The following is a 14,196-nucleotide window of genomic DNA, read 5'->3' on the forward strand; positions in this document are numbered from 1 at the left end:
ACGACCCCCCACGTAAAGCGATGTGATGACCGTGCGCTCATCCTGGCGCCGCCGCGCCTCCCTGTACGCCGCCTCCCTGGCCTGCTGCGCCGCGAGCCTGGCGGCGATGCCCAGCGGCGCGTCCGCCGCCCCGGCGCCCATCGACAGTCCCGCGAAAGCCGCCGCGGCCACGTTCACCGATGATTTCAACGGCGCCGCGGGCTCTGCCGTCGACGGCGGCAAGTGGCAGATCGAGACCGGCGACAACGTCAACAACCATGAGCGGCAGTACTACACCGCGGGCAACAGCAACGCCGCGCTGGACGGCCAGGGCAACCTGGTCATCACGGCCCGCAAGGAGAACCCGAACAACTACCAGTGCTGGTACGGGCGTTGCGAGTACACCTCGGCCCGGCTCAACACCTCGGGCAAGTTCACCCAGGCCTACGGTCATGTCGAGGCCCGGATGAAGGTGCCGCGCGGGCAGGGCATGTGGCCCGCGTTCTGGATGCTCGGGGACGACATCGGCAGCGTCGGATGGCCGGCCAGCGGCGAGATCGACGTCATGGAGAACGTCGGCTTCGAACCCGGCACGGTCCACGGCACGCTGCACGGCCCCGGGTACTCGGGCTCGGGCGGCATCGGCGCGGCCTACACGCTGCCCGGCGGGCAGGCCTTCGCGGACGGATTCCACACGTTCGCGGTCGACTGGGCCCCGGACTCCGTCAAGTGGTCGGTCGACGGCAACGTCTACCAGACCCGAACGCCCGCCGACGTCGGCGGCAACCAGTGGGCGTTCAACAAGCCGTTCTTCCTGATCCTCAACCTCGCGGTCGGCGGCTACTGGCCGGGCGACCCCGACGGCAGCACGAGCTTCCCCCAGCAGCTCGTCGTCGACTACGTCCACGTAACCACCCAGTAGGAGGGGATGATGTCCCGGGGGCGGCCGGTGTCCGACGGACCCGCTGCCCCGGGACATCGACGTCCGGTTCACGGTGCCGCTGGGCCGTACCCGGTCAGCTCGTCCGTCAGGGCCATCAGGCGCCGACGGGCCTCCTTGTCGTAGGCCTGTTCGTGGGCGCGGGATTCCGTGAAGCGGTCGAAGTACCGGCCCGTGGTGGAGCCGAGCTCCGGGTCCGTGATCAGCCGCACCGTCGGCCGGACGCCCTCGTCGATCCCCGTCACCGGAGTAAAGCCGTACGCGCGCACGCCTTCCGTGTCCATGAGATGCGCCGGATGCAGGGCGTTGACCGTGACTTCGCTGCCTTCGAGTTGCGCCCCCAGCTCGAACGTGGCCATGATCAGGGCGAGCTTGCTGCGGCAGTACGCCCGCAGCCCCTCGTAGTCCCGCTCCAGCATGACGTCGTCGAAGTCGATGCGCTCCTGCCCTATGGAGGCGACGTTGACGACGCGGGCGGGCGCGGAGGCCTTGAGCAGGGGAAGCAGGCCGCGGATCAGGGCGTACGGGGCCAAGTGGTTGACGGCGAACCGCAGTTCATGTCCTTGCGCGCTCACCTCCCGCCGCAGCGGCTCCGCGCCGCCACCGGCGACCGCGTTGTTGACCAGCACGTCGAGACGGGGTTCGGCGTCGCGGACCCGGTCCGCCATGGCGCGCACCTGGTCGAGGTCCGAAAGGTCGGCGAGGTACGTACGGACGGTGGTGTCCGGTGCGGCCGCTCGCACCTCCGCGGCGACCGCTTCGAGCCGGCCCGCGTCACGGCCGTGCAGGAGAAGGGTGTCGCCGCGCGCGGCGAGGTCGAGCGCGATGCCACGGCCCAGTCCCTGGGTCGCTCCGGTGATCAAGGTGACACGTGGGTTCATGTCGCCCATCCTGACGGGCGCGACGCCGCGAAAGGGAGAGCGCGCCGTGCCTGGTGTTCCCCCCACCACTCATCGAGGCGTATGCCTCTCCTCCCGCCGTTCGACCACCGGGAAGCAGTACACGCGTTCGGATCAGACTGAGCTCACTTGCCCAGCTCGGCCGCGCGGGCCGCGCGCCGGGCGAACACGTCACCCTTCATTGCCTCCATCTCACTCAGCGCCGCCTTCCGTTCGCGCCGGGCGAGCCGGTCCAGGTACGTACGGCCGTAGAGGTGGTCCGTCTCGTGTTGCAGGCAGCGCGCGAAGTATCCGCGGCCCTCGATCACCAGCGGATTGCCGTCCTTGTCACGCCCTCGCACGACTGCGTGGTCCGGCCGGGGCACGAGCTTGCAGGGGCCGGGGACGGACAGACATCCCTCCGATTCCTCGGCCAGGACGCGGCGTGCGGCGGGCAGTTCGTCGAGGACGGGATTGGCGATGTGCCCGACGTGGCGTACGCCCCAGTCGTCTGTGATGTCCCACACGAACAGCTGGAGGTCCACATCGACCTGATTGGCGGCGATGGCCGCGCCGTCCGCGACCGCGTTGGTGGCGAACATGTCGTCGATGAGGCGGGCCAGTTCGGGGGTTCCGAACTGTGTCACCTCGCGGCAGCGGCGGTGCAGGACATCCTCCCCCACGACGGTGATACGGCGCACCGTTCCGCGCGCGACTTCCGACGGGAGCACAGGGAACGAGTCCACGGGGACGCCCTGCACTCGCATCCGGAGATCGCGTGATGTTCCGTCACCGAACTGAACAACCATGGGTGCTGACGCCTCCAGAGCAGGGCGAAGAAGGGCCGGACCGGAGCGCGTCCCGGTCGGGCCCGGCGGAGTTGACCGACTTGACCAACTGCTTTGCAAAGTAGCACTCTTTGCAAAATGAGCGACAAGGAACGGCCCGCACCGCCCACCGGCCACGGCCCCAGCCCCGGCTCCAGCTCCGCCCCCGGCCCGTGGATCCCGCCGCACGGGGCGACGCGCAGGCCCCTGCCCGACCACCCGGTCCGGATCGCGCTCCTCGACCTGCTCGCCGAGGTCGGCACCGTAACGTCCACCGAGGCCGCCGCCCGGCTCGGCCACAGCTCCGGCCTCTGCTCCTTCCATCTGCGCCAGCTCGCGCGCTACGGCCTCATCGAGGAGGCGCCGCCCACGGACGGACGGGCGCGCCCATGGCAGTTGCGCTGGGAGTCCGATCACCTGCCGGACCAGGCCGGCGCAGTGGAGTTCACCGCGCTGACCCACAGCCTGGAGGACGAGAGCTATCGCCACCGACTGGCCCACCTGGAACAGGCCCCGCCCGCGTGGCGTCACGACGAGTCGTTCAGCGCCGTGCTGCACCTCAGTCCCGCCGAGGTAGCCCAACTCGCCTCGTCCATCCGCCAGTTGATGACGGACTTCCAGTCGCGTCACGACGCTGCCGCGACCCGCCCGGCGGACACCGTGGCGGTCGCGGCCGTCGCGCGACTCTTTCCTCTGCTCGACGAGGACGCGGCTCCCGCTCAACGGCAGACCGAACCCCCGACAGCGTCTAGCGGACCTTGAAGCTGTCCACGATCAGATAACTGCCTGTCTTCATCACGCCCTTGATGGTGTGCTCACCCGGTGTCAGGCCGGCCTTGGACTCGCCCGGTGCTTGCGCGCCTCCTTGCGGGCGGCTCGCTGGGCGCGCTCGACCGTGCGGAACGGCCTTGCCGCCGAGCCGTTGGCGCGATCGCTGCCGGCGGGCGCCACGTGGAGGGTGACGGTCTTGACGCCACCCGTGGCCGCCGACGCGCTGGGTGCGGTCGCAGCGCCGAAGCCCAGCGTCACACCCACCGCCCCGGCAACCAGACCGGGAAGCGGGGATCTTCGGCTCTTGCGGAAACCAGGGACAGTACGCACGGGGGCTCCTGAGGCCGGGCAGATCGGGCAGGTTGGGCAGATCAGGCAGGTTGGGCAGGTTGGGCAGGTCGGGATTGACCATCGATCTACGGACCGAACATCCAACGTTTGCAGGGTAGTTGGCTCAATTGAGGAGCTTCTGGCCACGGAAGCTATAAATTCATCGGATGACTGTCAAGGGATCCCGCAGGTATCGGCGCGACTCCTGGTCGAAGGCATCCGGACGGGACAGGAGATCAACTACCCTGCCTGCGACCGCAGTCGCAGACCGGTCACTGCGGTACCCCCCGGCTCCCCACACTCGCCCCGACCCCGCCCAGCAGCGGCATATCTCAAGAGATGCGGTCCGTCATGCGCGAAGACACCCTCGTCCACGCCGCCAAAGGCGTTCATCTGGTCCACGGCAGTAACACGAACTGGGTGATCCTGAGCGAGGGCGACGCCGTCACTCTCATCGACTGCGGCTATCCCGGCGACCGGCAGCAGGTCCTGGACTCACTGGGCGCGGCGGGCCACTCCCCCGAGGCGGTTACGGCGATCCTGCTCACCCACGCGCACAACGATCACCTCGGGTCCGCCGATTACCTCAGCCGCACCTTCGGCACACCGGTGTACGCGCACGAGGCTGAAGTCCCGCACGCCCGGCGCGAGTTCCTGCACCAGGTCTCGCTCGGCCGGGTCCTGCGCAACGGCTGGCGCCCGGGTGTCCTGCCCTGGGCCGTCCACGCCCTGCGCTCCGGCGGGACGACGGACGCCCGCGTCGACCGGGCCCAGCCGTTCCCCACTGAGGGCGCCCTCGACCTGCCGGGCCGCCCCGTCCCCGTCCACACCCCCGGGCACACCGCGGGCCACTGCGCCTACCACCTTCCCGGCGCGGGCATCGTCATCTCCGGCGACGGCCTGGTCACCGGCCACCCGACCTCGCGCACGCGGGGGCCTCAGCTCCTGCTCCCCATGTTCGACAGGGACCGCGACCGCACCCGCGACTCCCTGGACGTGTTCGAGGGGCTCGCGGGCGACATGCTGCTGCCCGGGCACGGCCCGGTACACCACGGTTCGGTGGGCGAGGCCGCGAGCGCGGCACGCGAACGTGCGACTCCGGAGCGGCAGAGGTCGTAAGCGGACTGTCTCAGTCCTGCGAACCGGAGCGGCGCCAGGCTGCGTACACGCCGGCGCCCACGGCACCGGCCACCAGGGCGGTGCCCGCCAGGAGCTGTGTGGCGTCGAGCCTGGAAAGGCTTCCGCCGTCTCCGGCCTCTACGCCCCCCGGCACTGTGGGCGTGGTGGGACGAGTGCCTCCGCCGGAGATGACGAGCTTGGCGGTGCCACGCCGCCCCTTGCAGTCGAACGTCACGTCGTACTGGGCACCCGGCTTCGCATCGCGGGAGACCGTGGCCTTCGCCGAACGGCCCCCATTGAGCGTGACGTCACCGAAGACCGGCGCCGTGACCCGCACCGTCGGCGTCTCGCACCGGGTGGCATTGAGGGTGACGGACCCGCCGGGCGACACGGTCTTCGGGGAGACCGTGAATCCGAAGGGGGTGATGTTGTTGCCGCTGCCATCGGTACGACCTTCACTGCCGAGGTCGTCGCCACCTTGATCGGTACCGCTGTCGGAACGGCCGCCACTGTCGGACTCGCCAGTCGGGGCAGTGTCACCACCGGCGGGCTCGCCAGTCGGGGCAGTGACGCCACCGGCGGGCTCGCCAGTCGGGGCAGTATCACCACCGGCGGACTCCCCAGTCGGGGCAGTGTCACCACCGGCGGACTCCCCAGTCGGGGCAGTGACGCCACCGGCGGGCTCGCCAGTCGGGGCAGTTTCACCACCGGCGGACTCACGAATGGGGCTGGTGACGCCACTGTCGGACTCGCCAGTGGAGGAGGTGGTGTCGCCCCCGTCAGACTTGCCAGTGGGGGCGGTGACGCCACCGTCGGACTTGCCCTTGGAGGCGGTGTCGCCACCGTCGGATTCATAAGTAGGGGTGGTGTCGCCACTGTCGTCCGCCACGGACGCCGGTGCGGTCACGGACACAAGCGCGGCGGCGCCGAACAGCGCTGCGGAAGCGAGACCTATGGAACGCACAGTGGACCCTCCAGACAGAAATACCCCCTGACTGTGGGAACGCTAGGTTCGGCGCCGGAGGGCAGCGACCCGGGCGCCGCCGAACGGACCAGCCCTGCGGTGCTCCGCAGGGGATCACGTTCAGTGACCGGCGAAGAGTTCCGTCACGAAGGCGTTGCTGAACTTCCCTGCCGGGTCCAGCTCTTGTCGCAGCCGCCGGAAGTCGGGTGCTCGTTCGTAGAGCGCGGCGACGGTACGGGGAGCGGCCGTCGTCAGTTTCCCCCAGTGGGGGCGCGCCCCGAGCGGCAGCAGCCGCTCCTCGATGGCGCCGATGACGGGGAGTACGTCGTCGGGCCGTCGCACCCAGGTGAAGTGCAGGGCGAGGGATGCGCGGCCGTGGCTGGGGCTGAGCCACAGGTCGTCCGCGGCGACCGTGCGGATCTCCGAGACGAGGAGTACCGGGGCGATCCGGTCTCCGAGCGCGCGCAGGGCCGCCATCGCGTCGGTCGCGGCCTCGCGCGGCAGGAGCAGTTCGGACTGGAGCTCCTCGCCGTTGCTCGGGGTGAATTCGGGGCGGAAGTGGGGCAGGCGCTCATGCCACGGTCCGGGGACGCCCAGCTGCCCGGTGCAGGACGACGGTGGCATGCCGGGGACCGGGTGGCGTGGGCCGTCCGCGAGCAGGCCGCCCATCCACCGGTCTCCCGGGGTGCCGGTCGGCAGGCGGTCGGTGCGGCGCTTCAGCCACACGGTGGCGGTCTCCGCGCGCCAGTCGGTGAACGCGCTGACGCTGTACGCAGCGCCGAACACGGAGTCGAAGTCCTCGGCGATGCGGTCCAGCGGCACGTCGTCGTACACCCACTGGGCGACGTCGAAGGCGGGTTCCACGGCGAGTGTCATGCCGACGACGACACCGAGAGCGCCCAGGTTGACCACGGCACCGGGGAAGCGGTCCGGGTCGGAGGCGCGGTCCAGCGTCGTGCGCGTGCCGTCGGGGCCGATCAGCTCGATCCCGGTCACCGCGGTGGCCAGACCGCGCAGCGAGTCCCCTGAACCGTGCGTGCCGGTGGCGCACGATCCCGCCACCGAGATGTGCGGCAGCGACGCCAGGTTGGCGAGGGCGAGACCCTGCTCCTGGAGCGCCGAGGCCACCTCCGCGTACCGCATACCCGCCGAGACGCGCACGGTGGCGCGGTCCTCGGACACCCGCACCCGGCGCGCGAGCCCGTCCAGGAGCACGAGGTCGCCGTCCGTGTCCGCGATGCGGTTGAAGGAGTGTCCGCTGCCGAGGACCCGTACCTTCCCGGCGGAGGCGACGGCCCGGCTCAGCTCGGCCTCCGACGTCGGACGGTGGACCCGAGCCGCGCCGAAGGTGACGTTTCCCGCCCAGTTCCGCAGCGGTGTATCGGTCGCGGGCATCCGCATGTCCGTTCTCAAGGGTGTTCGCGTTCAGCTATTTCGACGCCGAAGGCGCATGTTGCGAAAACCTAGAAGGATCTTGCCGGTGCGTCAAGGCTGCTGAGGTGCGTTGATCCCCTTGCCCCGTCTCACCCCAAAGAAGTTACGATCCGTACCGTGAACTCCTCAGCGGTGCAGAAGAAGCAGACGTCGGCGTCCCAGGAGAATTCCGGGTCCGGCACGGCGACGCTTGCTGAGATCGCCCGCGAGGCGGGAGTCTCCGCTCCGACTGTTTCGAAGGTCCTCAACGGCAGGGCCGATGTCGCTCCGGCCACCCGCGAGCGGGTCGAGGAACTGCTCCGCCGCCACGGCTACCAGCGCCGCAGGGCCAACACCACGGCCGTCCCCCTCCTCGAACTGGTCTTCCACGAGCTGGACAGCTCCTGGTCGATGGAGGTGATCCGCGGCGTCGAGAACGTGGCCCGCGAGGAGGGGCTCAGCCTCGTCCTGTCCGAGCACGCCGGGCAGCTGAGCATCGGCCAGTCCTGGGTCGACGGCGTCCTCGCCCGCCGTCCCACCGGCGTGATCCTGGTCCTGTCCGGGCTCGACGCCGCCCAGCGGGCGCAGCTCACCAGCCGTGACATCCCGTTCGTGGTGCTGGACCCGGCGGGCGACCCCGGTGACGACGTGCCCGCGATCGGCGCCACGAACTGGCAGGGCGGGCTCGCCGCCACCCGGCACCTGCTGGAGCTGGGCCATCGCCGGATCGGCGTGATCGCCGGCCCGGCGGGGATGATGTGCAGCCGTGCCCGGATCGACGGCTACCGGGCGGCCCTGGAGACGGCCGGGATCGACGTCGACCCCGCGCTGATCCGCGAAGGGACCTTCCACCATGAGTCCGGCCACGCGGCCGGTCTCGAACTGCTCGGCCTGCCGGACCGGCCGACCGCCGTGTTCGCCGGCAACGACCTCCAGGCGCTCGGCCTCTACGAGGCGGCCCGCGAACTGGGCCTGCGGATCCCGGACGACCTCAGTGTCGTGGGCTTCGACGATCTGCCTCTGGCCCGCTGGGTGGGGCCGCCGCTGACCACCGTCCGCCAGCCCCTGGTCGAGATGGCCGAGGCCGCCGCACGACTGACCCTCGACCTGGCACGGGGCAACAAGCCCACCACGCCGCGCATGGACCTGGCGACCCGTCTCGTCGTGCGGAGCAGCACGGCGGCGCCCGCCGAGCGGTAGCCCTCGCTCCACCTCGCCACCACGCCTGTTGGCCATCGCACCCTGCGGCAAACTTCGAAACTGTCGGCGCACATGGCCCGCGCCTCTTCGGCGGCCCGAACCGGACCGCCGCTCCGTCGTGCCCTTTCGCCACAAGGCCCGACTCGCGCCAGGCAGCGCCCCATCGATAACGCTTCAGAAACCCGTACTCCGAGGGTTGACCGCCCCTTCGGCGCACCTTAGCGTCACACCGTCCAAAACATTTCGCTCTCTTGACCGACACTTTCGAGAGGCTTCAAAGATGAAGACACCCGCACGGATCTCCCGCACCGTCGCCGGAGGTGTGGCGCTCGCCCTCGGTCTGACCCTGTCGGCCTGTGGAGGCGGCTCCTCCGACTCGGCGGGCGGCGGGGACTCCGACAAGATCCACGTGCTGGTGTACGGGGACGCGGCGAACAAGGTCGAGAAACAGCTCGTCGCCACCTTCAACAAGACGTCGAAGGTCAAGGCGGTCCTGGACACCATTCCCGGCGCCGACTACCAGCAGAAGCTGCAGACCATCATCAGCACCCCGCAGGCCCCGGATGTCTTCTTCAACTGGGGCGGCGGCAGCATCAAGCCCTTCGTCGACGCCGACCTCCTGCTGCCGCTCGACGACTTCATCAAGGACGACCCGGCCCTCAAGTCCAGCTTCCTGCCGTCGGTCTTCGACAGCGCGTCGGTGAACGGCAAGCCCTACGGCATCCCGATGCGCGGCACGCAGCCGGTGCTGCTCTTCAACAACAAGAAGGTCCTGGCCGATGCCGGCGTCACGCCGCCCAAGACCTGGGACGACCTGCTCGGCGCGGTGAAGGCGCTCAAGGCCAAGGGGGTCACCCCGATCGCGCTCGGCGGCGGCGACCAGTGGCCGACGCTGATGTGGTTCGAGTACCTCTACGACCGTGTCGCCGGCCCGGAGGTCTTCCAGAAGGCACTCGGCGGCGACAAGAGCGCCTGGGAGAGCGCGGGCAGCAAGAAGGCCCTCGGCATGATCAGGCAGCTCGTCGACGCGGGCGCCTTCGGCACCAACTACGACTCCGTCAAGTTCACCGACCAGGGCTCGCCCACGCTCCTCGCCACCGGCAAGGCCGGCTTCGAGCTCATGGGTTCCTGGGAGTACTCGACCCAGCAGGACTCCCACCCCGCGTTCGCCAAGAAGGACCTCGGCTACACCTCGTTCCCGACGGTCGCGGGCGGCACGGGCGACGCCGGCAACCTCGTCGGTAACACCAACAACTTCTACTCCGTGATGAAGAAGACGAAGCACCCCGAGGCCGTCGCCGAGTTCCTGAAGCTCCAGTACTCCGACGAGTTCGTGAAGGCGCAGCTGGGCATCGGCAATCTGCCGACCACGACCAACACGACGAAGTTCCTCGGCGCCTCCGCCAGCCCGGACTACTCCAAGTACCAGTTCGACCTCGTGAAGAAGGCCCCGTCGTTCCAGCTCTCGTGGGACCAGGCCTACCCGCAGTCCGCTTCGACGCCCATGCACCAGGCGGTCCAGCAGTTCTTCAACGGCGGGCTCGACACCGACGGTTTCATCAAGGCCATGCAGGCCTTGCCGACCGCGTGAGACCTGGTGCCGAGATGACCACCACCGTCACCAAGGCCGCTGCCGTCGCCGAACGGCGGCCCGCGCAGCGGCGCACGGCCGGAGTGGGGCGCCCGGGTTTCGCCTGGGCGCTGCCCGCCACCGCGTTCTTCGTCCTGTTCGCCGTCGTCCCGCTCGTCCTGGTCGCCGTGCTGTCGTTCACGAGCTGGAACGGCCTGGGCGCGCCCCGGTTCGCCGGGCTCGACAACTGGACCAAACTCTTCGACGACCCGGTGATGCTCAACAGCCTCTGGCTGAGCGTGCTGATCACCGTCCTTGGCGTGCTCGTCCAGACACCGCTGAGCATCCTGCTCGGCGTCTGGGCGGCGGGCCGCCAGCGCAACCGCGCGATTCTGTCCGCGATCTACTTCGTCCCGCTGCTGCTGTCCGCCACCGCGGTCTCCGTCCTGTGGCGCACCCTGCTCGACCCCAACTTCGGCGTGCCGTCACAGGCCAAGTGGCTGTTCGGCGACGGCAACCTGCTCGGCATGCAGAGCGGGGCCATCGGGGTGCTGGTCTTCGTGGGGGCCTGGCAGTTCACCCCGTTCCACACCCTGATCTACCAGGGCGCGGCGCGGGCCATCCCTCAAGTCCTTTACCAGGCGGCGCAGATCGACGGTGCGGGCACGGTGCGCCAGTTCTTCCACATCACGCTGCCGCAACTGCGCAACACCATGATCACGTCGATGATCCTGATGGTCGTCGGCGGCCTCACCACGTTCGACACGGTCCTGATCCTCACCCAGGGCGGTCCCGGCACGGACACCACCATCAGCGCCTACTACATGTACCAAAAGGCCTTCAAGAGCTTCGACTTCGGCGCGGGATCGGCCATCGCGCTGCTCCTGGTGGTGGTCGCGACGGTCATCTCCCTCGTCGTCGTACGGGTCTCCGGCTACGACAAGATGCGCAGCTCGGTGGAGGGCCTGTGAGCAAGCAACGCCCCAACTACCTGGCCGGCCTGGGCTCCGTGGTCTGGCTGCTCGTCGTCGGCGCACCGCTCTACGTCCTGGTCTCGGCGTCCGTGCAGTCACGCGCGGACTACGGCGCGAGCGGCCCGCTGAGCCTGCCGCGGCACCTCACGCTGCGGAACTACGTCGACGACTTCTCCACCGGCTTCGGCCGGTACTTCCTCAACACGGTGATCGTGACCGTGTGCGTGGTCGCCATCGTCCTCGTGGTGGTGCCGCCGCTGTCGTACACCATTGTCCGCAGCCGTGGCCGCGTCACGACCGCCGTCTTCCGACTGTTCCTGCTCGGCCTCGCCATCCCCGCGCAGGCGGTGATCGTGCCGATGTTCTACGTCATCAGCAAGGCGGGGCTCTACGACAACCTCATCGGTGTCATCCTGCCGACCGCGGCCTTCTCGCTCCCCATGTGCGCCCTGGTCCTGACCGGCGTGATGCGGGACATCACCCCGGATCTGTACGAGGCGATGGCCATCGACGGCGCCTCCTCGTGGCGGGTGTTCCGTCAGCTCGTGCTACCCCTGTCGCGGGGCGGGCTCTCGACGATCGCGGTCTTCTCCGCCCTCCAGGCATGGAACGGCTTCCTGTTCCCCCTGGTGCTCACCCAGTCCGACTCCACCAAGGTGATCACCTTGGGGCTCTACAACTTCCGCACCCAGTACGGCATCAACGTCCCGGGGCTGCTGGCCGCCGTGGTCCTGTCCATGGTGCCCGTCCTGCTCGTCTACCTGTTCGCCCGGCGCACCCTGGTCCAGGGGCTCATGGGCGTCGGAGGAAAGTGACCCACAACGTGGCCGTAACGACAGACTCCCTCACGCCCGTGTGGCGCGACACGACCCTCGACCACGAGACGCGCGCCGACGCCCTCATCGGCGAGATGACCCTCCAGGAGAAGGTCGCCCAGCTGTTCGGCGTCTGGGTCGGGGCGTCCGACGAGGGCGGCGAAGTCGCCCCGTACCAGCATGAGATGGAAGAGGTGGTCGACCTCGATGCCCTGCTGCCGCACGGGCTCGGGCAGCTCACCAGGCCCTTCGGCACCGCCCCCGTCGACCCCGCTCTCGGCGCGCTGTCCCTGCTGCGCACGCAGCGCCGCATCGCCGCGGGAAACCGCTTCGGCATCCCGGCCGTGGCCCACGAGGAGTGCCTCGCGGGCTTCGCCGCCTGGGGCGCGACGGCCTACCCCGTCCCGCTCTCGTGGGGCGCGACGTTCGATCCGGCGCTGATACGGCGCATGGCCGGGGCCATCGGGCAGGACATGCGCTCGATGGGTGTGCACCAGGGCCTCGCCCCCGTGCTCGACGTCGTCCGCGACGCACGGTGGGGCCGCGTCGAAGAGACCCTGGGCGAGGATCCGTACCTCGTCGGCACGCTCGGCACCGCCTACGTCCAGGGCCTGGAGTCCGCCGGGATCGTCGCCACCCTGAAGCACTTCGTGGGCTACTCCGCCTCCCGCGCGGGACGCAACCTCGCACCCGTCGGCATGGGCCCCAGGGAGCGCGCCGATGTGATGCTGCCGCCGTTCGAGATGGCGCTGCGCGAGGGCGGCGCCCGCTCGGTGATGCACGCCTACACCGACACGGACGGCGTCCCGTCGGCAGCCGACGAGCAGCTGCTCACCGGGCTGTTGCGGGACACCTGGGGCTTCACGGGGACGGTGGTGGCGGACTACTTCGGTGTCGGGTTCCTCAAGACCCTGCACGGTGTCGCCGCGACCTGGGGTGAGGCCGCCGGCGCCGCGCTGAGCGCGGGGGTGGACGTGGAACTGCCCACCGTCAAGGCGTTCGGGCAGCCGCTCCTCGACGCGGTCGCGGACGGTCGGGTGTCCGAGGCCGTCGTGGACCGCGCGCTGCGCCGTGTGCTCGTACAGAAGGCGCAGCTGGGCCTCCTCGACACCGGTTGGGACGCGGTGCCGCAGGCGCTGGCCGGTGCGGACCTCGGGGACCCGCAGGCGCTGCGCGGAACCGTGGTCCTGGACACCGCGGACCGCCGCGCCCTCGCCCGGGAGGTCGCCGAACAGGCCGTCGTCCTGCTCCGCAACGACGGCACTCTCCCCCTGACCCGCCCCTCCCGGATCGCGGTCGTCGGCCCGACCGCCGACGCCGCGACGGCCGTCCTGGGCTGCTACGCGTTCCCGGTGCACGTGGGCGCCCGGCACCCCGAGGTGCCGGTCGGCATCGAACTGCCCACTCTGGTGGAGTCGTTGAGGGCCGAGTTCCCGGACAGCGAGGTGGTCACCGCGCCGGGATGCGGCATCGACGACACCGCCACCGGCGGCTTCGCCGAGGCCGTGGAGCTGGCCAGGGGCGCCGACGTCGTCGTCCTCGCGCTCGGCGACCGGGCCGGCCTCTTCGGCCGGGGCACCAGCGGCGAGGGATGCGACGCCGAGACGCTCGCGCTGCCGGGCGTGCAGGAGCAACTCCTCGACTCGCTCCTGGACACCGGCACACCGGTCGTGCTGACGCTCCTGGCGGGGCGGCCGTACGCGCTCGGCCGTGCGGTGGGGGAGTCGGCCGCCGTCGTCCAGTCGTTCTTCCCCGGCGAGGAGGGCACGCCCGCGATCGCCGGTGTGCTCAGCGGGCGGATCGCCCCGTCGGGACGGCTGCCCGTCAGCATCCCGAACGGCCCGGGGGCCCAGCCGTCCACGTATCTGGCGGCGCGGCTCGGGCAGGTCAACGGGGTGTCGAACATCGACCCGACACCGGCGTTCGGCTTCGGACACGGCCTGACGTACACGTCGTTCGACTGGTCCGATCTCACCGTGGAGCGCGCGACGGTCACAACGGACGGCGAGGCCGAACTCGCCTTCACCGTAAGGAACTCGGGCGACCGTGACGGCACCGAGGTCGCGCAGCTCTATCTGCACGACCCGGTCGCCTCGGTCGTGCAGCCCGTCCAGCGGCTGATCGGGTTCGTGCGCCTGGCACTCGCGCCCGGGCAGGCCGCGCGGGTCCGGGTGACGGTGCCCGCGGACCTCGCGTCGTTCACCGGGCGGGACGGGCGGCGGATCGTCGAACCGGGCGAGCTGGAACTGCGGCTCGGCGCGTCCAGCACCGACCTCCGGCTGACCGCGAAGGTGACGCTCACCGGTCCCGTGCGGGCGGTGGACCACACCCGCAGGCTGCACGCCGATTTCGGCGTCACCACACGATGAAACAGCCGTGGCCCGTGCCTTCCAGGAAGGTCTTCCTGGAAGGCACG

Annotated in this window: 13 protein-coding genes; 8 read left to right on the top strand and 5 right to left on the bottom strand. The window is 70.2% G+C overall.

Features of this window, described 5'->3' with window-relative positions:
* The first annotated feature begins 25 nt into the window (after positions 1 to 25).
* Complete coding sequence (locus tag ACWIGU_RS06420; RefSeq protein ID WP_454398021.1) at positions 26 to 901, top strand: glycoside hydrolase family 16 protein; 876 nt, start codon at positions 26 to 28, stop codon at positions 899 to 901.
* A gap of 68 nt (positions 902 to 969) precedes the next feature.
* Here ACWIGU_RS06420 and ACWIGU_RS06425 read toward each other — a convergent pair whose 3' ends face one another.
* Complete coding sequence (locus tag ACWIGU_RS06425; RefSeq protein ID WP_454398023.1) at positions 970 to 1,800, bottom strand: SDR family NAD(P)-dependent oxidoreductase; 831 nt, start codon at positions 1,798 to 1,800, stop codon at positions 970 to 972.
* Between the two features lie 143 nt (positions 1,801 to 1,943).
* On the bottom strand, positions 1,944 to 2,606 hold the full coding sequence (locus ACWIGU_RS06430; protein WP_454398025.1) for a peptide deformylase: 663 nt from the start codon (positions 2,604 to 2,606) through the stop codon (positions 1,944 to 1,946).
* 117 nt (positions 2,607 to 2,723) lie between these two features.
* Between ACWIGU_RS06430 and ACWIGU_RS06435 the strand changes: the two genes are divergently transcribed.
* Positions 2,724 to 3,386 carry an ArsR/SmtB family transcription factor gene (locus ACWIGU_RS06435; protein ID WP_454398027.1) on the top strand — a complete coding sequence of 221 codons (663 nt, stop codon included), beginning with the start codon at positions 2,724 to 2,726 and terminating at the stop codon, positions 3,384 to 3,386.
* A 63-nt stretch (positions 3,387 to 3,449) separates the two neighbouring features.
* Here the strand turns inward: ACWIGU_RS06435 and ACWIGU_RS06440 are convergent, their stop codons facing one another.
* Positions 3,450 to 3,725 (bottom strand): hypothetical protein, encoded by a 276-nt coding sequence (locus tag ACWIGU_RS06440; protein WP_454398029.1) that lies wholly within the window; start codon positions 3,723 to 3,725, stop codon positions 3,450 to 3,452.
* A 351-nt stretch (positions 3,726 to 4,076) separates the two neighbouring features.
* Between ACWIGU_RS06440 and ACWIGU_RS06445 the strand changes: the two genes are divergently transcribed.
* Positions 4,077 to 4,844 carry an MBL fold metallo-hydrolase gene (locus ACWIGU_RS06445; RefSeq protein WP_454398031.1) on the top strand — a complete coding sequence of 256 codons (768 nt, stop codon included), beginning with the start codon at positions 4,077 to 4,079 and terminating at the stop codon, positions 4,842 to 4,844.
* A gap of 10 nt (positions 4,845 to 4,854) precedes the next feature.
* On the opposite strand, the gene ACWIGU_RS06450 is transcribed toward ACWIGU_RS06445, so the two are convergent.
* Positions 4,855 to 5,235, bottom strand: coding sequence for a hypothetical protein (locus ACWIGU_RS06450; protein WP_454398033.1), 381 nt, complete (start codon positions 5,233 to 5,235; stop codon positions 4,855 to 4,857).
* A gap of 693 nt (positions 5,236 to 5,928) precedes the next feature.
* Positions 5,929 to 7,203, bottom strand: coding sequence for a D-arabinono-1,4-lactone oxidase (locus ACWIGU_RS06455; RefSeq protein ID WP_454398035.1), 1,275 nt, complete (start codon positions 7,201 to 7,203; stop codon positions 5,929 to 5,931).
* Positions 7,204 to 7,374: 171 nt separating this feature from the next.
* Here ACWIGU_RS06455 and ACWIGU_RS06460 point away from each other — a divergent pair, with 171 nt between their 5' ends.
* The 5 genes from ACWIGU_RS06460 (at position 7,375) to ACWIGU_RS06480 (ending at position 14,149) form a co-directional block, all read left to right on the top strand.
* The gene (locus ACWIGU_RS06460) at positions 7,375 to 8,421 is read left to right on the top strand and encodes a LacI family DNA-binding transcriptional regulator (RefSeq protein WP_454398614.1); all 1,047 of its coding nucleotides are present in this window, start codon (positions 7,375 to 7,377) and stop codon (positions 8,419 to 8,421) included.
* A gap of 280 nt (positions 8,422 to 8,701) precedes the next feature.
* Positions 8,702 to 10,012 (top strand): ABC transporter substrate-binding protein, encoded by a 1,311-nt coding sequence (locus tag ACWIGU_RS06465; RefSeq protein ID WP_454398037.1) that lies wholly within the window; start codon positions 8,702 to 8,704, stop codon positions 10,010 to 10,012.
* A 14-nt stretch (positions 10,013 to 10,026) separates the two neighbouring features.
* Entirely contained in the window at positions 10,027 to 10,962 is a 936-nt protein-coding gene (locus ACWIGU_RS06470; protein ID WP_454398039.1) for a carbohydrate ABC transporter permease, read from the top strand.
* Positions 10,959 to 11,780: a carbohydrate ABC transporter permease gene (locus ACWIGU_RS06475; RefSeq protein ID WP_454398041.1), complete on the top strand. Its 822-nt coding sequence runs from the start codon at positions 10,959 to 10,961 to the stop codon at positions 11,778 to 11,780. Before ACWIGU_RS06470 ends, ACWIGU_RS06475 begins: the two co-directional genes overlap by 4 nt.
* Positions 11,777 to 14,149 (top strand): beta-xylosidase/alpha-l-arabinosidase, encoded by a 2,373-nt coding sequence (locus ACWIGU_RS06480; protein WP_454398043.1) that lies wholly within the window; start codon positions 11,777 to 11,779, stop codon positions 14,147 to 14,149. The genes ACWIGU_RS06475 and ACWIGU_RS06480 overlap by 4 nt, the downstream gene beginning before the upstream one ends.
* The last annotated feature ends 47 nt before the right edge of the window (positions 14,150 to 14,196 follow it).

Source organism: Streptomyces sp. NPDC055400 (assembly GCF_053644375.1).